Source organism: Burkholderia sp. Bp9140 (assembly GCF_003853425.1).
Taxonomy (GTDB): Bacteria; Pseudomonadota; Gammaproteobacteria; order Burkholderiales; family Burkholderiaceae; genus Burkholderia.
The window spans coordinates 1-24,756 of the sequence record NZ_QTPQ01000044.1 but is presented as its reverse complement, the minus strand read 5'-3'; the positions used below and the strand labels follow the sequence as shown (position 1 = coordinate 24,756).

The following is a 24,756-nucleotide window of genomic DNA, read 5'->3' as shown; positions in this document are numbered from 1 at the left end:
CGGAACTCACTGTTGATTGGCCACTAGACGGGCCGCGACCCGTTCTGCCGTTGCCTTAGCTGCACTCGTCATGATGTCGAGGTTGCCTGCATAAGACGGCAGGTAGTGCGCGGCGCCCTCCACCTCGAGAAGAATCGAGGTCTTGAGGCCGACCATCCGTTCGCCGACGCCGGGTATCCGGATTGGCCTGTCTGCCTCGATGCGATCGAACTGAACACGTTGCTTCAGGCGATACCCGGGTACGTACGACCGAACGGCTTCCGCCATCGCCGTCACCGAGTCCGCGATCTCCCGTTCGTCGGCAAAATCGCTGAGCGTGTACACCGTATCGCGCATCATCAGCGGCGGCTCGGCCGGATTGAGCACGATGATTGCCTTCCCTTTGACCGCGCCACCTACCACTTCGATTGCCCGTGACGTCGTCTCGGTGAATTCATCGATGTTGGCACGCGTGCCCGGCCCAGCACTCTTGCTCGAGATGGATGCGACGATCTCGCCGTAGTGCACTTTCGCGACCCGCGATACCGCAGCGACCATGGGAATGGTGGCTTGACCACCGCAAGTCACCATGTTGACATTTAGCTCATCGAGCCGGTGTTCTCCGTTCACAACCGGAATGCAGTACGGCCCGATCGCCGCCGGCGTCAAGTCCACGACGCGAATACCGGGTTTGACGGTGCGCAGGAATGCATCGTTATGCGTATGTGCCGTGGCCGACGTCGCGTCAAAAACGATATCGATTTCGCTGAACACCGGCATGCGAGTAAGTCCTTCGACACCCTCATGCGTCGTCGCAACGCCCAGGCGCGCCGCCCGCTGCAGTCCGTCCGATGCCGCGTCGATCCCCACCATCGCGCCCATCTCGAGATGGATGCCGTGGCGCAGGATCTTGATCATCAAATCGGTGCCGATATTCCCGCTGCCGATAATGGCGACTTTCAATTTCTTGCTCATCGATCCAGCCCTCGTCCGATACGGCAGCTAACACTGCCCAGCGCGCCGATCTGCGCATGAATCGCGTCTCCTGCAACAACTGGGACCATCGGACCCAGCGCGCCCGATAGAATCACGTCGCCCTCACGCAGGATTTGCCCGCGCTGCGCCATCATTCGGGCCAGCCAGTACACCGCACGTACCGGATGACCAAGGCATGCTGTACCCGTTCCGGTCGAAACGGTCTGTCCGTGGCGAGTCATCGACATGCCAAGTTCCCCAAGGGAAATTCCTCCGAGTGAGACTGGCTGATTCCCGAGCACGTAGAGACCGCAGGATGCGTTGTCAGCGACCGTATCCTCGAGTGCGATCCGCCAATCCGAGATCGCGCTGTCGACGATTTCCAGTGCGGGCAGTGCATAGGCGAGTGCCGAAAGCACTTGCCCATAACTCGGCGCTTCATCTGCTATGTCTCGCCCGACGACGAACGCCACTTCCGCCTCGATCTTCGGTTGCATCAGTCGGCTCAGCGGCACCTCATCGCCATCCAGATATTCCATGTCATCGAACAGCACGCCGAAATCGGGCTGATCGACCCGCAATTGCTGCTGTACCGCAACCGACGTCAGACCAACCTTCTTGCCGATGATTCTCCGGCCATCGGCGACCCGGACAGCTGTATTGAGTTCCGCGACGGCATACGCCGCTTCGAGACCGGCAATGCCGAACCGCGCGGCGATCGGGTCGATCGGCGTGCGTGTTTCGCGTGCATTACGCAGTGCGTTCGCAGCCGCCTGAACGGCTGCTTGGTCGAATGAATGGGACATGGAAGGGGAAACCTGAAATCGTGGATCAAGCCGCTCGGGCGACGGCCGGCGAGGTCTTTGAAGTGCGGGCGAATTCATCGCCCGCTCCTGATCGGAATCCGAGTTGATCTCGAAGCTGCCGAATCGTCTGGTCGAGTTCGCCGACGGGAACGACAGCAAACGCGAAACGGTCGGGTCTCAAAATGGCAACGGCTTCCGTTCTGAAACCTGCCTTCCCGAACCACGCGATCATCTCCCCTCCGATATCCTCGACTTCAGCGACCCCGATCGTGTTGTCCCGATTGACACTCTCGAGCCCCTGCGGGCGGCCGCCGTATGGGTACATCGTGACGCTGCGGGCCGAGAGTGCACTGAGGGTCGCTCGCGACACATCATTCATGCAACGGGATGGATCGACGTTCAGTCCGATCAGCGCAAAACTATGGCCGAGCAGATCATCCAGTTTTCTCCGGTCGCCGTTAAAAAGACGCACCTCGGGTTGTGGAACCAACGCCCCCTCGGGGCCACGCCGGTGACGACGCGGCAAACCCAAGTAGGCGTTCTTTCGATAAACGGGCATCGGCTTGAAGCCGCCCTCCTGAAACCAGCGCCTGAGCGGCGGAATGGCGCGAATGATGCCGAGCGAGGCGTCCCGCAGCAGCGTTGCGGACAGACTGCGCGCCGACACGACGTCCTTGAGAAGGACGGACGTATCGATCATTGCCTTCGCATGTGCATGTCGTTCCGACTGGTACGTGTCGAGCAACGCCTCGCCCGCGAGGCCCCGCAATACAAGGTCGAGCTTCCAGCCGAGGTTGTAGGCATCGCGAACGCCCGAACTTGCACCCTGCCCCATGAACTGCGGCGTCATGTGGGCGGCATCGCCGCCGAGCAGCACGCGTCCGACCCGCCACTTCGACGCGATAAGCGCGTTGAACGTATAGACGAGTTTGCGCTTGACCACGAACTGGTCGGGGTCGACAAACATAGAAAGATATTTCCTGACCGTTTCCGGTCGCTCCATGTTTTCCTTCGTTTCACCCGGCATCAGCATGAATTCGAACCGGTGGAATTTACCCGGCTGAACACAGCTCACGACTGGCAGCTTCGGATCAACGACAAAATTGAAATACGGCAGGTGACGCAACGCGTCGGTTCCCGGCTTGCGTTCGAGGTCCACCACGAGCCACGGTTCCGGAAAGCTCTTGCCAGACATCTCGATGCCAAGCTTCGTGCGAACGATGCTCCGGCCTCCATCGGCGCCCACTAGATAGCGCGCCCGTAGCGTCCTGATATCGGAGTCGCCATCCACGCGCGCGAGGGCGTCAGTACTGTCACTGAACCGCGCTTCACGTGTCGTCTGATGCGTAACGCTCACACTGTCAGTGTCCTGTACGAAATCGACAACCTCTCGGCCGCGGCGCACCTCGACGTTGGGGTAACGTGCGAGCGTCTCGGCCAGCGTCGTCTCCAGGTAAGGCTGGTAAAAGAAGTTGATCACCGGCCAGCCGAATGGCCGCTTCCGCGGCATGTACTGAGTAAGCGGCGTGCCGTCGCGTCGAACGAGTTGGACCGGTGTCTCCATCATCATCCGCGACTGCACCTCGTCAACCACATTGAGATGCTGAAAGATCCGCATGCACTCGTCGTCTGTATAGACGGCTCGTGCGTTGCCGTAGAACACGGGTTCACGTTCGAGCACGACGACTTGGTGACCGGCCTGGCCAAGCATGTGCGCGAGGATGAGGCCGGTCGGTCCCAATCCTACGATCGCGACATCGCACGCATCATTCGGATGCGTTCCGTTCATGACTGCTCTCCTTGTACAGAAAATTCCGGACGCACCAGGGAAGCGAGCGCGCGACGAACACGGCCGAGCCTAACTCCCAGGTTGAGGTTTTCGGGACGATGCCCCCACAGACTGATGCCCTGATAGACCGTCGGCCGCCACGTCCGCTCGTCGACGACGATCGGATTCCATCCGAGTTCAATCTCGAAACCCGATGGCGTCTCGACATAGAAAGAAAGTTCGCGATCGTTTGGATGCTGGCCGATCGCATTGGCGATTGGATAACCCATCGCACGGCACCGCAGATAGGCCTGCGTCACATCGTCGATCGACGCGCACTGGAGATTCATGTGGTGAATCTGCGTGCGCAGCGGGTTCAGGCGAATGCCGCGCGTCGATGCAGTCGCGAACGAATGGTGTCGTTCGTTGAATCGCAGGAAGGCGAAATCGAGGTTCAGACCGTCGATCTTGTCTTCAATTTCGTCGGACAGGCGCGCATCGAACACCTCCTTCCAAAACGTCTGCATCACTTCGGGTTGCCGGGTCGTCACGGCGACGTGCCCCATCCCGGAAGCGCCGGTCACGAAACCCGTAACCTTCATTTGCAGAGGTTGTTCGCCAAAAACTGCGGTCGTGAACAGTTCGGTGCGCAGTTTCTTCGGACCCGCGAAGTACCAGAACCGCTCCACGCCACGCATCACGGCCTCATCGCGGCTCCCTTCGGCGACGCGAATCCCGCGTGCGGACATGCGTGCGATGGCAAGCTCAAGCGCAGCCTCGTCATCCAGTTGCCATCCGATCGCAATGACGTCTTCCGCTGCGCCGTCGCGAATAATCAGGCGGCGCTGATGCGCATCAATTCGGCATGCGACGACCCGCGTATCGGATGTATCGACATGCAGACCAAGCCCCTCGGACGCGAACGTCGACCATTCGCGAAGCCGGACCGATTCGGCCAGCAGGTAGCCCATTCGCACCCGGCCGAACAGGCTGTTTATGGTTGGCCGCGGACTAACGATAGTAGGCATGACATCACACTCCGCTTATCGAGACGCGGCTGCGCGTGCCTTGGCATCGCTCTGCGCCAGGAACGCCAGCACGGCGGCATTGAATTCGTTCGCCCGCTCCCATTGAACCCAGTGACCGGTATTGCTGAACATATATGAGTCGCAGTTCGGCATGCGTTGCTGGAGCGCACGCGCGCCGCTTGGACGGTTGACCTTATCGTCAGCTCCCCACAACACGAGTGTCGGATTGCGCACCGACGCCAGTCGCGCGTCTCGCGTGAAGTCGATCTTGCTGAACTTTGGAATACCCTTCGGGCCAAGCAGCGGGGGGCTCGCGACGACCTCCGGGTCGATACTGGCCTGAAAGCGCTCCTGGATCACAGCTTCCGGCACGAGGTTACCGTCGAAGACCAGATCACCTCGAATGAACTCAGTGAGTTTCTCGAGGCTCGGGCCGGAGCCCTTGTAGTAGTTCAGCAAACGCTTGAGGCCAGGAGTCGGAATCTGCCGCGTCGTATTGACGCCGCCCGGCCCCATCAGCACCAGTCGATCGATCGCATTGGGCCGCTCTAGCGCCATGCGCAACGCGCAGGCCCCCCCGAGCGAATTCCCGATCGCATGCGCATGTCGGACGCCGAGCGCATCGAGCAACCCGAGCATGCTCGCAGCCAAGTCGCCGAATGGATCGTTGCGATCGACACCCTTGGTCGACTTGCCGTATCCGGGCATATCCGGCACCAGCACCCGGTAATGACGAGCAAGCGCTTCAATGTTGCGCGCGTAATTCGACACACCCGATGCACCCGGTCCGCCACCATGCAACATCAGGACGGCGGGCCCTTCGCCCGCTTCCGCTAGAAAGATTCGCCGGGCGCCGACCCGAACGGTGCGCTGGTTCATTGCATGCGTGATGGACGGGATATCCATGGCGTCGATTGCTCCTGATTTCGCGAGGGTTGATTCATTGTAATGAGATAGTTGTCATTATGACAATACTATCGTTTTTACCTACCGATGACTCTGACGCCCCTCGTCCGCACCGTATAATCGGCACATGAGTGAATCCACGACCATTGACCATCGGACCCGCGTGGCGGCCCAACGCCGCGAGCGGATGCGTGCGCGGCTGATCGAAAGCGCGATGCTGGTTTTTGCCGAAAAAGGGGTCGGTGCCAGTGTCATCCAGGACGTCATTGCGGCAGCCGATGTGTCGCAGGGCACCTTCTACAACTACTTCCGAACGAACGAGGAACTACTCGAGACGGTGACGCAGGAACTCAACAATGAGTTGCTTCGCCTGATCGAGACGGAAGTAGGCGCGTACGAAGATCCTGCCCGAAGAATCGCGTGCGGCGTGCGGATGTTTCTTCATGCCGCACGCGCCTATCCACTGCTGGCCCGGTTCATTTCAGCGGCCGGCCTGCATGCCGCCGGCCCCAGCAGCCTGATATACGTGTACCTACCGGTCCACATCCAGCAAGGACTGGCGGCCGGCAGGTTCCAGGGCGTCACGGTCGAGCTGGCGCTCGACGTGATCGCCGGAATCGCGCTGACCACAATCCAACGCTTCACCGACAACGGTGAAATGGCTGAAGAGCCCGAACAAATCGTGGCAGCAATTCTGCGGGGCTTGGGTGTTGAAGGAGAGGAAGCGCGGACGCTTGTGCTTGGCGAACTGACACCGATCACGCCGCCTGAAACGTCCTTACTAGAGCGCGGCCGCATGCGCGCGGAGAAGGAGCCCGACGCCGAGTCGGCGTGATTGCGCGAGCGCATTTGCGCTAAAGATCTGCGCTGGACCTCAATACTTGGCGGCACATATCAACCGGAAGTCTTCTCCCGCACCGCGTTGTGCAGATGCAACTTCATGAAATCGGCCGCCGCCTCGCGCTGATCGGTGATCAACAGATCGATCAGCGTCAGGTGTTCGCGACATCGACGCTCCGCCTGGTCGCGATCGACCGCCTTGCGGTACTCCATCAGGCGACGCAACCGGTCGAGACGACGCAGGCCGTCGAGGATGAAGACATTGCCCGAACACGCGGCGATCGTCTCATGCAGCCGGCTGTTCGCATCGAACAGCGCGGCCGGCGACGCGGTGCGCGCGCCGCCGTTCGCGAGCGCTTCCTGCTCGACGCGGCAGCGCATCAGCGCATCGCGGTCGACGCGGAACGTCGGCTCGAGGATCCCCGCCGCCTCGATCAGAAGCCGGTACCGGTAACCCTGTCGATAGGTCTCCGCGGACGTCAGCACCGACTGGAACATCCAGCCGTGCCCCGGCCGTCGTTCGATCCATCCCTCCTGCACCATCCGGCGCAGGATCGCGTTCAACTGCGCGCGCGTCACGCCGTAGCGGCGCATCAGCTCGTTCTCGGTCACGCGATCGGGGAGCTTGCCGGCGAGCCGGTCCTCCGCGATCGACAGGTAGGTGTCTTCGTCCGCGGCGGTGTCCGCCAGCTCCGGTGAATCGACCGCGTCGAGCGGCGCAGCGCTTTCGGCGACCGCATAACCGCCGTCGGGATGCGGCATCACGACCGCGCGAGCGGCCAGCCGCTTCAGCGCCTCGCGCACCGGCGAGCGCGACACGTTGAACTGCTCCGCCAGCGAACGCTCCGGCAAACGCGTGCCGGGCGCCATGCCGGAATTGGAAATGTGCTGATGAATGTTCGACGCGAGCACGTCGGCGAGAGCGCGGGTCATGGCGAATCGGATCACGAAAGACGACCGCATCGTACCACAGCCACCACATGGTCTTATGCGACTACACCAGACCACAAATCCCACCATGTAGGCAGCGACAAAACGAGCGACACATCGTCCCTTAGCTGGCGAATTTCTGGAAATCTCCCCGTCCACATCGAATAGACCCAGGAATCGGCGTTTACCCTCGCCGGTACTTTGAAACATCAAAAAACACTTTACATGGTCTTTTGAGTTCGTAAAATACCAACCATTCCAACCAGCACATCGTTCAAGGAGATCCATGTGCAGCGCAGGCAACTACTCGGCGCAAGTCTCGCGGCAATCGGCGGCCTTGCGCTGTCACGCGCGGGTTCGGCCGCCTCGTCATCCGACAGCACGGGAGCAGCGATGAACGTCGATCCGCAGGACTACCCGACTCGCCCACTCGCGGCGCTGCCGTCGGGAAGTTGCGACTGCCACGTGCACCTGTTCGACGCGGCGCGCTTCCCGTTCGCGCCGAACCGCTCGTACACGCCGGGGAGCGCACGCGTCGCCGACCTGCTCGCGTTCGAGTCGCGGCTCGGGATCGAGCGGATCGTGCTGGTCCAGCCGAGCGTGTACGGCACCGACAACGCAGCCCTGCTCGCGGGCCTGCGGGAACTCGGGCTGCATCGCGCACGCGGCGTCGCGGTCATCGATCCTCACACCGCAACGCATGCCGAACTACAGGCGCTGCATGACCAGGGCGTGCGTGGCATCCGGCTGAACCTGCAGGTGCGCGGCGAGCGCGACCTGTCCGTGGCGTCGGCCCAGTTGCGGCGCGCGTCCGATGTGGTCGCGCCGCTCGGATGGGCAGTCCAGATCTATGCGGACCTGGACGTCGTCGCGGGTCTCGCGTCAGACATCACCCGACTCGACGCCCCCGTCGTGCTCGACCATTTCGCGGGCGCGCGCGCCGACAAGCTGCTTGGCCAGCAGGCCGCGTTCGCGACCGTCGTCGATCTCGTGAAGCACGGCAACGCGTACGTGAAGCTGTCCGCGCCGTACCGCGCATCGCGGCAGGCGCCGCAGTTCGACGATCTCGCGCCGATCGCACGCGCGCTGATCGACGCGCGCCCCGATCGGATGCTGTGGGCGTCGGACTGGCCGCACACCGGCAGCGCCAGCAGCCGCGACGGCGATCTCACGCGCATCGAACCGTTTGGCCGCGAAGACGCCGGCGGCGCGCTGAACCAGTTGCTGGGATGGACGGATGCCGCGGCGCTGCGTCAGCGGATCCTCGTCGACAACCCAGCGCGGCTCTATCGCTTCGCCGAACGACCGGCCACCTGAACCCTTCCTCTCCACGAACACGGACACGAACACCATGTTTCGCACCTTGAATCCCGCCACGGAAACCATCGTGGCCACCTTCGACGCCGACTCGCCCGCGCGAATCGAGCAGGCACTTGCCGACGCGAGCACCGCGCAACGTCGCTGGGCGCGCGAACCGCTCGCCGTGCGCGCCGCGACCGTCGCACGCATCGGCGACGTGCTGCTGCGCCGCAAGACCGAGCTCGCCGCGCTGATCACGCTGGAAATGGGCAAGCCGATCGCCGAAGCGGAAGCCGAAGTCGACAAGTCCGCGTGGACGTGCCACTTCTACGCCGAACACGCGGCGCAGTATCTCGGCGACGAAGCCGTCGCGAGCAACGCGAGCGAGAGCTTCGTCGTGTACGACCCGCTCGGCGTCGTGCTCGCGATCATGCCGTGGAACTACCCGCTGTGGCAGTTCATCCGTTTCGCGGCGCCCGCGCTGTGCGCGGGCAACGGTGCGATCCTGAAGCACGCCGGCAACGTGCCGCAATGCGCGCTGGCGATCAACGCGGTATTCGCCGACGCGGACGTGCCGGCCGGCCTCGTCGCGTCTCTGCTGATCGAGCCGGACCACGTCGCTCGACTGATCGACGATCCACGCATCGCGGCGGTCACGCTGACCGGCTCGACCGCGGTCGGCAAGCTGGTCGCGTCGCAGGCCGGGCGCGCGATGAAGAAGCAGGTGCTCGAACTCGGCGGCTCCGATCCGTTCATCGTGCTCGCCGACGCCGATGTCGAAGCGGCCGCCAAGGCCGCGGTGAAGGCGCGCTTCTCGAACACCGGCCAGAGCTGCATCTCATCGAAGCGTTTCATCGTCGACGAGAAGATCGCGGACCGCTTCGTCGAACTGTTCTGCGCGGGCGTCGCGCAACTGAAGGTCGGCGATCCGACGCGGCGCGACACCACCATCGGCCCGATGGCGCGCGCGAACCTGCGCGACGAACTACATCGGCAGGTCGAGCGCACGGTCGAGGCCGGCGCGGTGCTGAAGGCGGGCGGCGCGCCGCTGCCCGGCCCCGGCTTCTTCTATGCACCGACGGTGCTCGACCGCGTCGCGCCGGACATGGCCGCCGCGTGCGAGGAGACGTTCGGCCCGGTGGCCGCGATCTTGCGGGTCGACGGCATCGAGCAGGCGATCCCGCTCGCGAACGCGACGGAATTCGGGCTTGGTGCCGCGTTGTGGACCACCGACCTCGACGCCGCGCGCCAGCTCGTGCGCCGGATCGAAGCCGGCGCGGTGTTCGTCAACGGCCTTGTCGCGTCGGATGCGCGGCTGCCGTTCGGCGGGATCAAGCAGTCGGGCTACGGCCGCGAGCTCGGCGCCGCCGGCATTCGCGAGTTCACCAACATCAAGACGGTCTGGTTCGGTCCGGCCCGCTGATTTCACGATTCACTTCAGGAGTCCTTCATGACCATCACGACCCCTTCGGGCGCCGCGCTGCTGCAACCCGACAACCTGCCGACCTACGATCGCGGCGGCGGCGCGAGCACCACGCCGCTGGTCGGCAAGTCCGTCGGCTCGGACAGCTTCATCACCGGCTACACGTCGTTCGCACCCGGCGTCGAAATCCCGTTTCACAGCCACAACTGCCAGGAAAGCGTCGTGCTCGTCGAAGGCGACGCGATCCTCGACATCGACGGGCTCGAATACCGGCTCAAGCCGCTCGACACCACCTTCATCCCGCCGAACGTGCCGCATCGCTTCCGCAACGTGTCGAGCACCGCGCCGATGAAGATCCTGTGGATCTACGCGCGCACCGATGCCACACGCACGCTCGCCGACAGCGGCGAGACGCGGGCCGTATCGGCCGAACACCAGACCTCTTCGAAATAACCCGAGCGAACCATCATGCGCATTCTCGTTCTCCCCGGCGACGGCATCGGTCCCGAAATCGTCGCGGCGTCGATCGACGTCCTTGAACAGGCCGATCGCCTGTTCGATCTCGGCCTGCAATACGACTACGAAGACGTCGGCTTCGCGAGCCTCGACAAGCACGGCACGACGCTGCGCCCTGACGTGCTGGAACAGGCGAAAGGCTACGACGGCCTGATCCTCGGCACGATCTCGCACGCCGACTATCCGCCGCCCGCCCAAGGCGGGCGCAACGTGTCGGCCGCGTTCCGCTGCGATCTCGACCTGTACGCGAACGTGCGGCCGTCCCGCACGCGGCCGTTCCTCACGTCGAACATGCGCGAAGGCAAGCAGATGGACCTCGTGATCATGCGTGAGGCGACCGAAGGCTTCTATCCGGACCGCAACATGCACCTCGGCTGGGGCGAGATGATGCCGTCGCCGGACATGGCGCTGTCGGTGCGCAAGATCACGCGCCACTGCAGCGAGCGCATCGCGCGCCGCGCGTTCGAACTCGCGATGAAGCGCAGGAAGAAGGTCACGGCGATCCACAAGGCGAACAGCTTCCACATGACCGATGGCCTGTTCCTCGAATGCGTACGGCGCGTCGCGAAGGACTTCCCCGAAGTCGAGCTCAACGACCTGCTGGTGGACGCGTCGACCGCGCACCTGGTCCGCGCGCCGGAACGCTTCGACGTGCTCGTCGCGACGAACTTCTACGGCGATATCCTCAGCGATCTCGCCGCGGAACTGTCCGGCAGCCTCGGCCTCGGCGGCTCGATCATGGCCGGCGATGACCTGTGCTGCGCGCAGGCACAACACGGCTCCGCGCCCGACATCCAGAACCAGGACAAGGCAAACCCGACGTCGATGATCCTGTCGGTCGGCATGCTGATGCGCTGGATCGGCGAACACCGGAGCAAGCCGGCGTTCATCGCCGCGGCCGATGCGATCGACGCAGCCGTCGATGCGGTGCTCACGAACCCCGACACGCGCACCGCGGATCTCGGCGGCACGATTGGCTGCAACGCGTTCGGCAAGCAGGTCGCCCACGCACTGCGCGCCGCCTGAGCCAACGGGAAGCCGAGCGGGCCGTACGACCGCGGCCCTGACGACAACACACCGGAGACACATTCGACGATCGCCGCGACCGGGCCGATGCGCATGCGATGGCGCATCTCGCCCGGCAGCGCTGCGCCTGTGCACGTCGGGATCGTCGAAGAATCGATCATGCATTCCGAATCAATGACGATTGACACGGCATCCGTTCCCGACGCGAACCGGCAAGCCGTCCGGCAGCGTGCACTGCGCAAGAACGCGTGGCGCCTGCTGCCGCTGCTGACGCTCGCGTTCGTCTTCAACTATATTGACCGCACGAGCGTCGGCTTCGCCGCACTCACGATGAACCACGAGCTCGGGCTGACCCCGACGCAGTTCGGCTGGGGCGCGGGCATCCTGTTTGCCGGCTATTGCCTGTTCGAGATCCCGAGCAACCTCGCGCTGTACCGCTACGGCGCGCGCCGTTGGCTCGCTCGGATCATGATCACCTGGGGCATCGCGGCAACCGCGACGGCGCTCGCGCAGGGGCCGGCCAGCTTCTACGTGCTGCGCCTGCTGCTCGGCATTGCCGAGGCCGGCTTCTTCCCGGGCGTCACGTTCTTTCTCGCATGCTGGTTCCCCGCGCAGTACCGCGTGCGCGTGCTGGCGCTGTTCATGCTCGGCGTGCCGCTGTCGTCGGTCGTCGGCGGCCCGATGTCGGCGGCGCTGCTGAGCCTGAATGGCGTCGCCGGGCTGCACGGCTGGCAGTGGATGTTCATCGTGCAGGGCCTCCCCGCGGTACTCATCGGCATCGCGGTGCTCGTCTGGCTGCGCGACGATCCGAAGGATGCGTACTGGCTCACGTCCGACGAGCGCAGCGAACTCGTCGCGATGCTCGCCGAGGAACCGCGCGAGAAGCCGAAGAAGGCGCTGTTCGCCGCGCTGAAGGACGGCCGCGTGCTGCTCCTCGCGACGATCCAGTTCGGCTTCGTACTCGGTTCGTACGGCGTCGGCATCTGGCTGCCGATCATCCTGAAGAGTCACGGGCTCAGCCTCGCATCCATCGGGTTGCTGTCGACCGTGCCGTATCTCGCCGCGGTGGCTGGAATGATGATCTGGGCGCGCGCGGTGGACCGCAGCGGCCGCAAGATCTTCCATCTGTGCAGCGCATGCCTGCTGGGCGGGCTGGGTCTCGCACTGTCCGCCGTCTCGCACGGCGTGGTGCTGGAGATGGTCGGCCTCAGCGTCGCGGTGGTCGCGGTCAGCTCGGCCCGCGCGATCTTCTGGACGATTCCGACGCGCTTCCTGACCGGCGTCGCGGCGGCCGGCGGGCTCGCGTTCATCAACTCGATCGGTACGCTCGGCGGCTTTGCCGGCCCCTACCTCGTCGGCTTCCTGAAGCAGTCGACCGGCTCGTTCGCTGCCGGGATCTGGGCGATGGCGGCGATTCTCGCGGTGTCCGCCGCGTTGTCCGTGTCGCTGAAGCTGCTGATCAGGAAGGCATGACGTCATTTTCGGCTTCGCGGGAACCGCATGCGACCACCGCGCAGCCGACTTCCGGTATCGTTGCCGGATGCGCCGGCCCCGGCGCACGTCGCATCACGATCCGTTCGCATCATTCACCCCCTATGGAGCATCAATGATTCTGGAAATGGCATCGCTCGACATCGATCCGTCGCAGGCCGAGCCGTTCGAGGCCGCGGTCCGCCAGGCACTCCCGCTGTTCGCGCGTGCGCGCGGCTGCGGCGGCGCCGAACTGCACCGCGTGATCGAGCGCAGCGGCGGCTACCTGCTCGTCGTCAAGTGGGACACCGTGGACGACCACATGGTGCATTTCCGGCAATCGGACGACTTCCAGGCATGGCGACAGCTGGCGGGCCCGTTCTTCAAGAGCCCGCCGCAAGTCGTGCATACGGAAGTCGCGGTCAAGTAATCGCCACGGTAAAAAACGGGTCGGGCAAACGCCCGCCCCGTGTCACCGGCACGCCGCCGAAACCCGGCTTTACGCGCGCCGTTCCAGTCGCCCCGCCTGTTCAGAACCTGTGACGCAACCCGATCCGCAATGAAACCTGCTTGTCGGTCGCGGACGGCGTCAACCCGGTAATCTGCGCAACCGCCGGCTGCCCGAGCGAATCCGTCCCGCTCGCCTTCTCGAACACGGCAACCGTATAAACGTCCGTGCGCTTCGACAGGAAGTAATCGACACCCGCGCTGAACAGGTTGTAATTCGCGCCGCCCTTGCCGCCGGCACCGCCGTTTCTCGTGTAGTCGTAGGCGACACCTGCCTGCAACGACGGCGTGAACTGGTATTTCGCGTTGATCTCGACGTTGTTGAACGCCGCGGTGCCCGCGTAACGCAGCGCATTCGGCCCCGACGCGGAGCCCAGCCCCTCGAAGCGCGTATTCGAATACGCGAGATTGACGCTGAGGGCGGCCAGCGTCACGCCCGCTCCGACGCCGGCGATTTCGAGCCGGTTCGCGGACGCATAGCCGGCGAACACGGGGTTGCTCTCCGGCGCACTCGCGCTGCCGGTGCTGCCGAGGTTGTTGCTCGTCGCCGGGCCGGCATTCGGATTCGCGCCGAAGAACGACGTGTTCGGATTGCGGACGTTCAGGTAGCCCGCGCCGATCGAAAACGGCCCCGCCGCATACGACGCGCCGGCACCCCAGATCCAGTTGGTCGAGAACGACCCGGCGGTGCCGCCGAGATTCATCAACGCTTCGAGCGTCAGCCCGCGGTAGCTGGCACTGCGGAACTTGATCGAATTGTTGATGCGGCGCGTGTTCAACGCATTGTCGAGGTCGCCCGGATGCGAGGTCATGTAGCCGCCCCACTGCGGCGCGGCGAGGAACGGCCCGTAGAAGTCGACGACGGGATCGTACTGCCGCCCGAGCGTGACCGTGCCGACCGGATGGCTCAGGCCGACATACGCCTGCCGCCCGAACATCGCGCCGCCCTGGTTCAGCACGCCGTTGTTGCTGTAGAAACCGCTCTCCAGCACGAACAGTGCCTTGAGACCGCCGCCGAGATCCTCGCTGCCCTTGAGCCCCCAGCGACTCCCCTGCAGGCCGGCCGACCCGCCTTCGATCATCGCGATCTGATGGCCACCGACCGGGCCTGCCGCCGTCCGTGCCGTCTGCACGTTGCTGGTGTAATTGATGCCGCTGTCGATGATCCCGTACAGCGTCACGTTGCTTTGCGCCAGCGCGATCGCCGGCACTGAATTCAGTACAACCAAGCAAAATGAAAGCTTCTTCATCAATCGATCTCCTCTTTCGGTTATATGTCCCGGCTCGCCGCCGGATTGCGCGTCATCGTGTCAATGGGTCTGGTTCACCACGTTCGACGGCGTGTCGTCGGCCGGCTGTTCGTGAACGCGAATGAAGAACGTCATCAGGAACGACACGACGAGCAGCGCCGCGAGAAACAGCAGCCCAGGCGTCGCGCTCTGCCCCGTTCCCTTGACGAAGCCGATCATGAACGGCCCGACGAAGCCGCCGAGGTTGCCGATCGAGTTGATCACCGCGATCGACACGGCCGCGGTCGAGCGGCTGAGAAACAGCGTCGGCAGCGCCCAGAACGGCGACTTGAACGCGTACAGGCCCGCGAGGCTCAGGCTGATCATCGCGATCGACACGTACGGGTTCGTCGACAGGCCCGCGCCGAGCAGCGCCGCGGCGGCCACCGCCAGCGGAATCGCCGAATGCAGGCGTCGTTCGCTGCGCCGGTCCGAACGACGCGACCACATGACCATCGCGATCGTCGCAATCACGTAGGGCACCGTCGCGATGAGCCCGATCTCGGTATGCGAGAGCTTCGACGAGAAGCCCTTGATGATCTGCGGCATCCAGTAACCGACGCCGAGGCTGCCGCACTGGTACACGAAGTAGATGAACGACAGGTACAGCACCTTCGGGTTCGTCATCGTCTTCAGCGAACCGAGGTGTTGCGCACGCGGCCGCGCCTTGCGATCGTTGTCGAGTTCGTTCAGCAGCCACGCGCGTTCCGCGGGCGTGAGCCACTTCGCGTCGCCCGGGCGGTCCGTCAGGTACAGGAAACACAGGATCCCGCCGACCAGCGCGGGCGCGCCTTCGAGCACGAGCATCCAGCGCCAGCCGCTCCACTGGAACCAGTGGACGTGATCCATGATCCACGTCGAAAGCGGCGCGCCGATGATGTACGACACCGGGATCGCGGCCGTAAACAGCGCGACGGTCGTCGCAAGTTCCTTCGCACGGAACCAGTAGGTCAGGTACACGATGATGCCGGGGAAGAAACCCGCTTCCGCCACGCCGAGCAGGAACCGCAGCACGTAGAGTTGCGTCGCGTCCTGCACGAATGCGGAGATCACCGACACGACACCCCACGTCACCAGGATCCGCGCGATCCACACGCGTGCGCCGAACTTGTTGAGCATCACGTTGCTGGGCACTTCGAACAGGAAATACCCGATGAAGAAGATGCCCGACGCGAAGCCGAACGCCTCGCTCGACAGCGCGAGCTCCTTGTTCATCTGCAACGCGGCATAGCCGATGTTCGCGCGGTCGAGATACGAAATGATGTAGAGGACGAACACGAACGGGATGATGCGCCACGCGATCTTGCGCACCAGCGCGCGTTCGTCGATAGGGGTTGCTTGATTCATGGTTGTCCACCGGCGGACCTGCCGCCGGCTGTCTCCTGATGGGGCGGGAAGGATTACGCGCGGTGTCCGGAAAACACCATGCAGACGGGGCTCCCCGACGCGACCGAGAAGCCGGTCGGCTTGAGGCGGCCCGTCGCGGCATCGATCGCGAATGCGACGATGCTGTCGCTGTCTTCGTTCAGCGCGTACATGAAGCGGCCGTCCGGCGTGCCGGTCATGAAGCGCGGCGTGCGGCCGCCGGCCGGTTCGGCCGCGACGAACGCGAGATGGCCGCTGGCCGGGTCGATGCGGAACACGGCGATGCTGTCGTCGCCGCGGTTCGATGCGTAGACGAAGCGCCCGGTCGGATCGACCTCGATCTCCGACGCGCGGCTGTTGCCGGTGTACGTGTCCGGCAGCGACGACACGATCTGCACGGGCGTCAGCGCACCGTTCGACGACGTGTACCGATAGGTCGTGACGGTCGAGTCGAGTTCGTTGACGACATACGCGAGCGCGCCGTTCGGATGAAACGCGACGTGACGCGGGCCGGCCGTCTCCCGCGTGACGACGAACGCCGGATCGGCCGGCGCGAGCCGCCCGTCCTTGAACCGGAACGAGAACACGCGGTCGAGCCCCTTGTCCGGCACGATCACGAATTGCCCGGTCGGGTCGAACGGGTTGAAGTGCGGCTTCGCCTGCTTCTGCTCGATGCGATGCGGACCGATCGGGCCTTCGAGCGGAACGAGCTGCGCGACCTCCTGCAGCGTCCCGTCGGCCGCGATCGGCAGCACCGCGATACTCGCGCCGATATGGTTGGACACGACGACGTAGCGGCCGGTCGGATCGATCGCGAGATGCACGGGGTTCTTGCCCTGCGTGCTCTGGCGATTCAGGAACGTGAGCTTGCCGCTGGCCTGGTCGACCTTGAATGCGCTGATGTCGCTCAGGTCGCCGTGGACCGTATACAGGTGTTCGCCGTTGGCGCTCAGCGCGAGGAACGACGGATTCACCAGATCCTTGACGAGCTGCACGAGTTCGAGCGCGCCCGTCCCGGCGTCGACGCGGTAGACGCTAATCCCGTCGCCGCGGGCGTTTCGTTCGCGCGTGGTGCGCGATCCGACATAAGCAAACATGGGTGTTTTTCCTTTCAAAGCCTTGTGTGATTCGTCTGCAGAAACCGGCCCGGCGGCCGCGCCGAGGAGCGCGAGCGCGCCGAGCGCCGCCGTGTGCCCTATCACGCGGCGACGCATCTGATCCGGACCGTTTTCGGCCGGGTCGTTGCCTGTTTTCGTCACGATCGTCTCCTGAATTGTTGTATCTCGGGTTAGCACTAGATTGCATTTTTACTTGTTAAAGTGCAAAAATACAGTCATGGAAAACACTAGCTCCCCCTCGCAAGCCCGGTTGACGGTCGATGGCGCGACGTTTCGCTTCGTCGATCTCCCCGGCCAGTTCGGCGCCACGTTGCGCGAACTGCCCGTCGTGCTGCGCCTGCTGCTCGAAAACGTGATCCGCAATACCGATGGCGACGAGCGGCGGCAAGCGGTCGACGCGATCGTCGACTGGACCCGCCGAGCGACGAGCGAGGCCGAGATCGCGTTCCAGCCGAACCGCGTGCTGATGCACGACACGACCAGCACGCCGGCGCTCGTCGATATCGCCGGCATGCGTGATGCGCTGGCCGAAGCCGGCGCGGACCCGGTGTCGCTGAACCCGATGCTGCCGGTCGATTCGTCGGTCGACCACTCGCTGGCCGTCGAATATTTCGCGCGGCCGGACGCCGCGCCGCTGAACCTGCAGCTCGAACTGCGTCGCAACGCGGAGCGCTACCGGTTCCTGCGCTGGGCATCGAAGTCGCTGACGGGCGTACGCATTCATCCGCCGGGCACCGGGATCATGCATACGATCAACCTGGAGCAACTGGCGACGGTGGTCACGACGCGCGAGCGCGACGGCGAGCGCTGGGCCGTGCCCGACACGCTGATCGGCACCGACAGCCACACACCGATGATCAACGGCATCGGCGTGCTCGGCTGGGGTGTCGGCGGGCTGGAAGCGCAGACGGTGATGTTCGGGATGCCCGTGATGCAGCGCATTCCCGACGTGATCGGCGTGCGGCTGACCGGCGCGTTGCGCGCGGGCGTGCTCGCGACCGATCTCGCGCTGACCGTCACGCAACGGCTGCGTGCGATCGGCGTATCGGGCGAGTTCGTCGAGTTCTTCGGCCCGGGCGTCGCCACGCTCGGTGCCGGCGAGCGCGCGGTCGTCGCGAACATGGCGCCTGAATACGGCGCGACGACCGGCTTCTTCCCGGTCGACGGCAACACGCTCGACTACCTGCGCGCGACCCACCGATCCGAATCGGCGATCCGGCTCGTCGAAGCGTTCACGCGGCAAGCCGGCCTGTGGTTCGATCCGGATGCCGAACCGCGCTACACGCGCACGATCGACATCGACCTCGCGTCGATCGGCATGCACGTCGCCGGGCCGCGCCGCCCGCAGGACCTGCTCGATCATTCGCAGACGGCCGCCGCGCTCGCGCGGCTCGCGTTCCATCCCGCGCATCCGCATCCGTCGATGCCGAAGCATCCGGTCGCGATCGCCGCGATCACGAGCTGCACGAACACGTCCGATCCCGCGCTGCTGATCGCAGCCGGCCTCGTCGCGCGCAACGCGCGTGCGCTCGGGCTGAAGGTGCCGGCATGGGTCAAGACGTCGCTCGGTCCCGGTTCGCCCGCGGCGGCGGCCTATCTCGAACGGGCCGGGCTGATCGACGACCTGTCGGCGGTCGGCTTCGATATCGTCGGGTATGGCTGCACGACCTGCATCGGCAACTCAGGGCAACTGACCGAGCCGATCCGGGCGGCGCTCGCCGACGCGTCGATCCGGCCGGTCGCGATGCTGTCGGGCAACCGCAATTTCCCGGGGCGTATCCACCCGGATCTCGACCTCGGCTTCATCATGTCGCCGCCGCTCGTGATCGCGTTCGCGCTGGCCGGCGACGCCGAAATCGACGTGAGCCGCGATCCGCTCCAGCACGCGGCTGACGGCCAGCCCGTGTACCTGCGCGACCTGTGGCCGACACGCGAAGCCGTCGCCGAACTGACGGCGGCCGCCGCCGATCCGCACGACTACCCGCGCGCATTCGCGCACGCCAGTGCGAACCCGGCCTGGCACGACCTCGACGCGCCCGACAGCGCGCAATTCCCGTGGGATCCGACCTCGACCGCGCTGCGCCGGCCGCCGTTCGCGTCGGCGTCGCAGGGCAGCCAGCTCGGCACGTACAGCGCGTACCCGCTGCTGGTGCTCGGCGACGACGTGACGACCGATCACATCTCGCCCGCCAGCGCGATCCCGAAGGACAGCTTCGTCGCCGATTTCCTCGTATCGCGCGGCGACGATCGCGACGACCTGAACGTGTTCGCATCGCGGCGCGGCAACTGGGAAGTGATGATGCGGGCCGCGTTCTACAACCGGACCCTCGTCAACCGGCTGCGCGACGGCATGCCGGTCGCGCATACGCTGCACGTGCCGAGCGGCGACGTGTTGCCGATCTTCGAGGCGGCCGCACGTTACCGAGAGGAAGGCAATCCGGTCGTGCTCGTCGCCGGCGAGCGCTACGGCACCGGGTCGTCGCGCGACTGGGCCGCGAAAGGCCAGCGGCTGCTCGGCATCCGCGCGGTGCTGGCGGCGAGCTTCGAGCGCATTCACCGCTCGAACCTGATCGGGATGGGCATCCTGCCGCTGCGCTTCGCCGCGGGCACCCACCCCGACACGCTGGACCTCCGGCCAGGTGATAAGCTCGAGGTCGACGCGCCGGCCGACGCGCTGTCGCCACGCTGCACGGTGCCCGTGCGCATCGTGCGCGCCGACGGCCGCGTCGAGCCCGTCGACGCGACGGCCGCGGTCGAGACCCGTCTCGAATGCGAGTTGCTGCGCTCGGGCGGCGTCATCCCGCTGATATTGCAGAAGAACCTGGCGACGCAGGAGGCTTGAGACCGAAGCCGCCCGCGGCGCTCCGAATGCTCACTCACATGATCGACCGCTCCATCGCGACCCAGATTGTCGAACTGATCAAGACGGAAGGACTGGACGTCGGCGCGCACCTGCCCGCGCAGATGCTCGCCGACCGCCTGCGCGTGTCCCGTTCACCCGTCAACGAGGCCCTCGCGCTGCTGCACGAGAAAGGCATCCTGACACGCGAGCGCAATCGCGGCTTCTTCGTCGCGAAGCCCGTGATCGAGCCGCTGTCGGACGTCGTCGACGAACTCGGTCTCGGCGAAGCCGACGTGATCACGAGCGTGTATTTCCGGATCGCGGACGATCGCCTGAAGGGCGAGCTGCCCGACGAATTTTCGGAACAGCTGATCCGCACCCGCTACGGGCTGACGAACGCGCAGCTCACCACCGTGCTCGGGCGTATCGCGCAGGAAGGCTGGGCCGAACGCAAGCCGGGCTACGGGTGGCAGTTCTCGCCGATGCTGACGACGCCCGACAGCCTGCTGAAATCGTACCGGCTGCGTCTCGCGCTCGAGCCGGCCGCGCTGCTCGAGCCCGGCTACCGTCTCGACCCGCGCGTGCTGGAACGGTGTCGCGAGGTCGAGAAGCACCTGCTCGCCGGCGGCATCGAGACCGATACCGCCGATCAACTGCACGATCGCGGCGTACGGTTCCACGAATCGCTCGTCGAAGCATCGGGCAACAGCTTCTTCATCGACACGATCCGGCGCGTGAATCGCGTGCGCCGGCTGCTGTCGTACCGCTCGATGCAGGATCGCGCGCGCTACGTCGAACATGCGAAGCAGCATCTGCACGTGCTCGAGCTCCTCGAGCGCGAGCGCAACGAAGAAGCATCGGAAGCCTTGCGTCAACACCTGTTGCATACGCTCGATGCGCTGTCACGCATCAGCGCCATTCTCAAACCCTGAGCGCCCGCGCAACCCGCACACCCGCTTCCCCCACGAGCCCTTTCATGCCCATCGACCCTTCCGTCCTCTCCGCGTTCACCCCGACCGGCAAGCTGCGCGCGTCGATCAATCTCGGCAACCCGATCCTTGCGAACCGCGACCCGGCCACAGGCGAGCCGTTCGGCGTGTCGATCGACATCGCGCGCGCGTTCGCCGAGCGGCTGTCGGCCGAGCTGGAACTCGTGGTGTTCGACGCCGCCGGTAAATCGGTGCAGGCGCTGACCGAGGAGCGCGCCGACTTCGGCTTCTTCGCGGTCGATCCGCTGCGCGCCGAAACGGTCGCGTTCACCGAACCGTACGTGCTGATCGAAGGCTTCTATCTCGTGCGCGACGATTCGCCGATCCGCGGCAATGCGGACGTCGACCAGCCGCACAACCGCGTGGTGGTCGGCAAGGGCAGCGCGTACGACCTGTTCCTCACGCGCGAGCTGAAGGCAGCGCAGATCGTGCATGCGCCGACGTCGCCGGCCGTCGTGCCGACGTTCGTCGAACAGCAGCTCGAAGTCGCTGCCGGCGTGAAGCAGCAGCTCGAAGCCGATGTGGCGAAGACGCCGGGCCTGCGCCTGCTCGACGAGCGCTTCATGGTGATCCGTCAGGCGATGGGCGTGCCGAAGAGCCGCGGCGACGCGGCCGTCGCGTTGCTCGGTGCGTTCGTCGAAGAGATGAAGGCGTCGGGCTTCGTCGCGGATTCGTTGCGTCGACACCGAATCACCGGAGCTTCGGTGGGACCACTGCGCTGACCGGTACATCGGCGGCGACGCCGTGGCGGTCGCCCAACGGTACCCCGACGTGGCCTCACCTTGCCCCGCTCAGAATCACCCACCTCCACGTCACGTCAGCTAATGAATGACCAAAAAAGGAATCGTGCTGTAGTGGTAAGGTTCCTTGTGCGAAACCTGAGTTTGAGCGTGCAATCGGAGCACAGTGATAAGGTTCCATCTCGTTGGCATGCCGTTCGGCGATGTCTGCAAACGGCCATGCGCGACACCGAGTGGCCGTTCTGGAACCGCACGAACGGCTCTTTGCGATTGCGAATTCAGCCCGTCGGCCGCCGGACCCTCTAACTCATACGCGGTTGAATTCATGCCAAGTTGAAGCGCGGCTGGAGTCAGGCAACGGCTACAACAGCACCGGAGAGCGCCGCAGCAGCAGTTGCAATACCGCGCGGCTTCCTAGGTGATTTTTTTGGAGCACCACAAAAAATACAGCTATCAACGGCTCGAATTCATAACGCCGCGCACCTCTTTTGCCCTTTCGGTCGTTTTACGAAGGACCCCGCCTTGGATTTGGGCGCGTCGCAGCAACGAGTAGTAACGGCGCGTGATAATTATCTGATACTGGTCTCGCAAGATGGTCTCGATACGTCGCCAACTTGGATAAATATCTTGGGAGAGCAACGTCTGAACTATCCGCACAGCGCAAGCTAAAATTCTATCGCGTCGCTCGATCTCGCGCGCGACTGCCGCGTCCAAGCGCTCTTGTTGACCCAGCCGGGCAATTTGATGCACCAGCTCGGGAAAATGCCTATGCAGCACGCTGCGGTCCAAGGCAAGTTCTCGGGCGACCGCACGCATGCTGCCACATGGGCGGTCACCCGCCGCATAGCTCGTCAGCACGTTCCTGATGTACTCCCAATCCTCATCGCGATGGGATGCTCGGGGTACTGCCGTTGCCATTCCAACCGGTAGCGCTCGAACAGTCGCATCGGTCCAGGCAACTTGTGAGCCTCGCAGAAAATCAACTAGCGGGATATCGAACACCCAACAGATACGAAGCACTGCGCGAATCGACGGATACGATTTCCCGGAGCGCCACGCACAGATATTCGACGCCCGGGTTGCGCAAAATTCGGCGAACCTCACCGCCTTCCGATTCGCCATCGCTTCTATACCAACCTCCAGCATACCGGGCCAATTCTGAGGCGATAATTCATTCAGCCGTTCCGCGGGAAATGCCAGCAGCGCAGCAAAATTCTCTGCGACCCATTGATCATATTGCGACGCCAGGCAGAACCCTCGGATATCTGCATTTCCGCCCAACCAGCCGCCACATCGGGAACAAAAACCCGATAGCCGTCGCGGATCAAGTTCGTGGCAGTGCGTAAATCCACACTGCGGGCAGATATTGGTCAGAGTGCAGCGATGCTCTGGACAGCTTCGAACAAGGCCCACGGACCAGATCAGGCGTTCATAGATTCGCCGACCTTGCTCGATATCTTCTTGTAGACAGATTGGACACCATCGACGCGAATTAGTCAGCCAGCCGGTAATGTTGCCAATTGTGCGGTGAATAGGCAAAAGCGTCAGCCGCTCTAAATCTTGCCGACCAACAAGGGGCTCGAGACACCGAATCCAGGCTTGCGCCGTTTTGCCCGCCCCATTGACATACCCCAGTCGCTGTCCAGAGGCAAACGGCCGCTTTTTCCCTGTCGCAGTCGTCGTCGGCCAATCCACGAAAGTGCGTACCAACACACTTACCGGGACTTGGGCATCGGCGGCCATGTGGACAACATAGTCAGACAGCTTTTGACGCGCAGCCGAATCGATAGCCTGGGGCACCGTGGCAAACAGCGCCCGCTCCGGCATCCGATATCGCGAGTCGTACACCTGCATGCTAGTTTCCAAACCAGCCGCGGCTGGGCGTGGTCCGACCAACATGTTTCGAACGCGAAACGGATTTCCCTACTGCCGTGCGCCCGACAGTAACCGCGTCGCCGGGACCCTGCTCTGAATCCGTTTGCTCAGGCTCATCGGGATGAGGCTTGCCTTCGATACGTCGATACCCCAATCTGATTTCCTGGCGGAGGCGTTCAAGCGTGGCGGGAGGGTAGAAACTATGAAGGAGTATTGAATCATCAATCTGCTTACCCTCCGCCATCGCGATCGACATCGCCCTGACCAGAATTCGCTTCAAGTGCCCGATGCACCCCAGAGACTGCTCGAACAACTTGTCGACGAAGCACCCTAATGAAGGTCGCCGGCTCAAAGGCATGCAGTTTTGAAGCGCAATCAAGCCGAGCATAAACTGTTCCGCTTCATCCTGTTGATATGGCCTGAAATGAATCACCTCTCCCCGTCGCGCGAGCTGTCCACTTTGCGTCACGAGTTCGTAAAGCTCGTACGCCCCCGTCAGCAACAGCCTGGTGTCGGCCCGATTCACGATAGATCGGAGCGTATTGGCCTGCCGCTTCACATGTTCATGCTCACGGGATAGGAGAATGTTTGACGCCTCATCGACGAAAATGAGCGCAGGCGAGCGCATCACCAACGCACGTCGCAAACGCTGACGGAGTATGCGAAGTGTGGGCCGTGGATGTCGATCAAACACCGGCATCACGACTTCACGTCCCGCCAGCGTGCGCTTGATCTCGGGCACACTTTCACCAATCAGGGGAATTTGCAGCGCACCGAGAATCGATTCATAGAAATCGACCCAATCAAAACGATCACGCTCGGCTGCCCATGCCTCCACCCAAGCTGCTGGGATCCGATGTGGATCGTCAGGAACCGTATCGAAATACTCCCTATTCTCCATTTGACAGAGCACTTCGCCCAATGCGCTCTTCCCCACGCCAGCCGGCCCGACCAGAACCAACATCGTCCCGCGCAAGCCGCTGCCGACTGGACTTGCCCCTGCATGACCGGACACGCAGTCACGCTTAGGTTAGCGAATTTTCTTGCTGGCGAAACTCGCGTGGC

General features: G+C 64.0%; 21 protein-coding genes. 10 read left to right on the top strand and 11 right to left on the bottom strand.

Annotated features, from left to right (window positions below):
- Nucleotides 1-6: 6 nt before the first annotated feature.
- The 5 genes from DIE21_RS30115 to DIE21_RS30095 are packed head-to-tail and all read right to left on the bottom strand — an operon-like array spanning nucleotide 7 to nucleotide 5,462.
- Complete coding sequence (locus DIE21_RS30115) at nucleotides 7-954, bottom strand: acetaldehyde dehydrogenase (acetylating) (RefSeq protein ID WP_124501095.1); 948 nt, start codon at nucleotides 952-954, stop codon at nucleotides 7-9.
- On the bottom strand, nucleotides 951-1,760 hold the full coding sequence (locus DIE21_RS30110; RefSeq protein ID WP_124501094.1) for a 2-keto-4-pentenoate hydratase: 810 nt from the start codon (nucleotides 1,758-1,760) through the stop codon (nucleotides 951-953). Before DIE21_RS30110 ends, DIE21_RS30115 begins: the two co-directional genes overlap by 4 nt.
- Nucleotides 1,761-1,785: 25 nt before the next feature.
- The gene (locus DIE21_RS30105; protein WP_124501093.1) at nucleotides 1,786-3,549 is read right to left on the bottom strand and encodes a bifunctional 3-(3-hydroxy-phenyl)propionate/3-hydroxycinnamic acid hydroxylase; all 1,764 of its coding nucleotides are present in this window, start codon (nucleotides 3,547-3,549) and stop codon (nucleotides 1,786-1,788) included.
- Entirely contained in the window at nucleotides 3,546-4,556 is a 1,011-nt protein-coding gene (locus DIE21_RS30100) for a VOC family protein (protein WP_124501092.1), read from the bottom strand. The genes DIE21_RS30105 and DIE21_RS30100 overlap by 4 nt, the downstream gene beginning before the upstream one ends.
- Before the next feature lie 15 nt (nucleotides 4,557-4,571).
- Nucleotides 4,572-5,462 (bottom strand): alpha/beta fold hydrolase, encoded by an 891-nt coding sequence (locus tag DIE21_RS30095; RefSeq protein ID WP_124501091.1) that lies wholly within the window; start codon nucleotides 5,460-5,462, stop codon nucleotides 4,572-4,574.
- 127 nt (nucleotides 5,463-5,589) lie between these two features.
- Here DIE21_RS30095 and DIE21_RS30090 point away from each other — a divergent pair, with 127 nt between their 5' ends.
- On the top strand, nucleotides 5,590-6,297 hold the full coding sequence (locus DIE21_RS30090; RefSeq protein WP_124501090.1) for a TetR/AcrR family transcriptional regulator: 708 nt from the start codon (nucleotides 5,590-5,592) through the stop codon (nucleotides 6,295-6,297).
- A 59-nt stretch (nucleotides 6,298-6,356) separates the two neighbouring features.
- On the opposite strand, the gene DIE21_RS30085 is transcribed toward DIE21_RS30090, so the two are convergent.
- Nucleotides 6,357-7,442, bottom strand: coding sequence for a GntR family transcriptional regulator (locus DIE21_RS30085; protein ID WP_260426744.1), 1,086 nt, complete (start codon nucleotides 7,440-7,442; stop codon nucleotides 6,357-6,359).
- A 183-nt stretch (nucleotides 7,443-7,625) separates the two neighbouring features.
- Here DIE21_RS30085 and DIE21_RS30080 point away from each other — a divergent pair, with 183 nt between their 5' ends.
- The 6 genes from DIE21_RS30080 to DIE21_RS30055 all read left to right on the top strand — a co-directional run bounded on the left by DIE21_RS30080 (nucleotide 7,626) and on the right by DIE21_RS30055 (nucleotide 13,396).
- Complete coding sequence (locus DIE21_RS30080; protein WP_124501089.1) at nucleotides 7,626-8,549, top strand: amidohydrolase; 924 nt, start codon at nucleotides 7,626-7,628, stop codon at nucleotides 8,547-8,549.
- Between the two features lie 34 nt (nucleotides 8,550-8,583).
- Nucleotides 8,584-9,954, top strand: a complete 1,371-nt coding sequence (locus DIE21_RS30075) for an NAD-dependent succinate-semialdehyde dehydrogenase (RefSeq protein ID WP_124501088.1) — start codon at nucleotides 8,584-8,586, stop codon at nucleotides 9,952-9,954.
- Nucleotides 9,955-9,981: 27 nt separating this feature from the next.
- On the top strand, nucleotides 9,982-10,407 hold the full coding sequence (locus tag DIE21_RS30070; RefSeq protein WP_124501087.1) for a cupin domain-containing protein: 426 nt from the start codon (nucleotides 9,982-9,984) through the stop codon (nucleotides 10,405-10,407).
- Nucleotides 10,408-10,422: 15 nt separating this feature from the next.
- Nucleotides 10,423-11,496 (top strand): isocitrate/isopropylmalate dehydrogenase family protein, encoded by a 1,074-nt coding sequence (locus DIE21_RS30065; protein WP_124501086.1) that lies wholly within the window; start codon nucleotides 10,423-10,425, stop codon nucleotides 11,494-11,496.
- A gap of 174 nt (nucleotides 11,497-11,670) precedes the next feature.
- Complete coding sequence (locus tag DIE21_RS30060) at nucleotides 11,671-12,969, top strand: MFS transporter (protein WP_124489687.1); 1,299 nt, start codon at nucleotides 11,671-11,673, stop codon at nucleotides 12,967-12,969.
- Between the two features lie 133 nt (nucleotides 12,970-13,102).
- Nucleotides 13,103-13,396 (top strand): antibiotic biosynthesis monooxygenase, encoded by a 294-nt coding sequence (locus tag DIE21_RS30055; protein WP_124501085.1) that lies wholly within the window; start codon nucleotides 13,103-13,105, stop codon nucleotides 13,394-13,396.
- Nucleotides 13,397-13,496: 100 nt separating this feature from the next.
- Here DIE21_RS30055 and DIE21_RS30050 read toward each other — a convergent pair whose 3' ends face one another.
- From DIE21_RS30050 to DIE21_RS30040, 3 genes are read right to left on the bottom strand one after another with little or no spacing between them, the layout of a single operon-like run.
- Nucleotides 13,497-14,723 carry a porin gene (locus DIE21_RS30050; protein WP_124501084.1) on the bottom strand — a complete coding sequence of 409 codons (1,227 nt, stop codon included), beginning with the start codon at nucleotides 14,721-14,723 and terminating at the stop codon, nucleotides 13,497-13,499.
- Between the two features lie 60 nt (nucleotides 14,724-14,783).
- On the bottom strand, nucleotides 14,784-16,109 hold the full coding sequence (locus tag DIE21_RS30045) for an MFS transporter (protein ID WP_124501083.1): 1,326 nt from the start codon (nucleotides 16,107-16,109) through the stop codon (nucleotides 14,784-14,786).
- 53 nt (nucleotides 16,110-16,162) lie between these two features.
- Entirely contained in the window at nucleotides 16,163-17,224 is a 1,062-nt protein-coding gene (locus tag DIE21_RS30040; protein ID WP_124501082.1) for a lactonase family protein, read from the bottom strand.
- Between the two features lie 238 nt (nucleotides 17,225-17,462).
- Here DIE21_RS30040 and acnA point away from each other — a divergent pair, with 238 nt between their 5' ends.
- The 3 genes from acnA to DIE21_RS30025 are packed head-to-tail and all read left to right on the top strand — an operon-like array spanning nucleotide 17,463 to nucleotide 21,798.
- Nucleotides 17,463-20,087, top strand: a complete 2,625-nt coding sequence (gene acnA, locus DIE21_RS30035; RefSeq protein ID WP_124501081.1) for an aconitate hydratase AcnA — start codon at nucleotides 17,463-17,465, stop codon at nucleotides 20,085-20,087.
- Nucleotides 20,088-20,125: 38 nt separating this feature from the next.
- The gene (locus tag DIE21_RS30030; RefSeq protein WP_124501080.1) at nucleotides 20,126-21,019 is read left to right on the top strand and encodes a GntR family transcriptional regulator; all 894 of its coding nucleotides are present in this window, start codon (nucleotides 20,126-20,128) and stop codon (nucleotides 21,017-21,019) included.
- Nucleotides 21,020-21,063: 44 nt separating this feature from the next.
- Nucleotides 21,064-21,798 (top strand): ABC transporter substrate-binding protein, encoded by a 735-nt coding sequence (locus tag DIE21_RS30025; RefSeq protein ID WP_124501079.1) that lies wholly within the window; start codon nucleotides 21,064-21,066, stop codon nucleotides 21,796-21,798.
- A 471-nt stretch (nucleotides 21,799-22,269) separates the two neighbouring features.
- Here the strand turns inward: DIE21_RS30025 and DIE21_RS30020 are convergent, their stop codons facing one another.
- Both DIE21_RS30020 and DIE21_RS30015 read right to left on the bottom strand, forming a co-directional pair.
- On the bottom strand, nucleotides 22,270-23,670 hold the full coding sequence (locus DIE21_RS30020) for a TniQ family protein (protein ID WP_185642874.1): 1,401 nt from the start codon (nucleotides 23,668-23,670) through the stop codon (nucleotides 22,270-22,272).
- A gap of 1 nt (nucleotide 23,671) precedes the next feature.
- Nucleotides 23,672-24,655 carry an ATP-binding protein gene (locus DIE21_RS30015; RefSeq protein WP_185642872.1) on the bottom strand — a complete coding sequence of 328 codons (984 nt, stop codon included), beginning with the start codon at nucleotides 24,653-24,655 and terminating at the stop codon, nucleotides 23,672-23,674.
- Nucleotides 24,656-24,756: the final 101 nt, after the last annotated feature.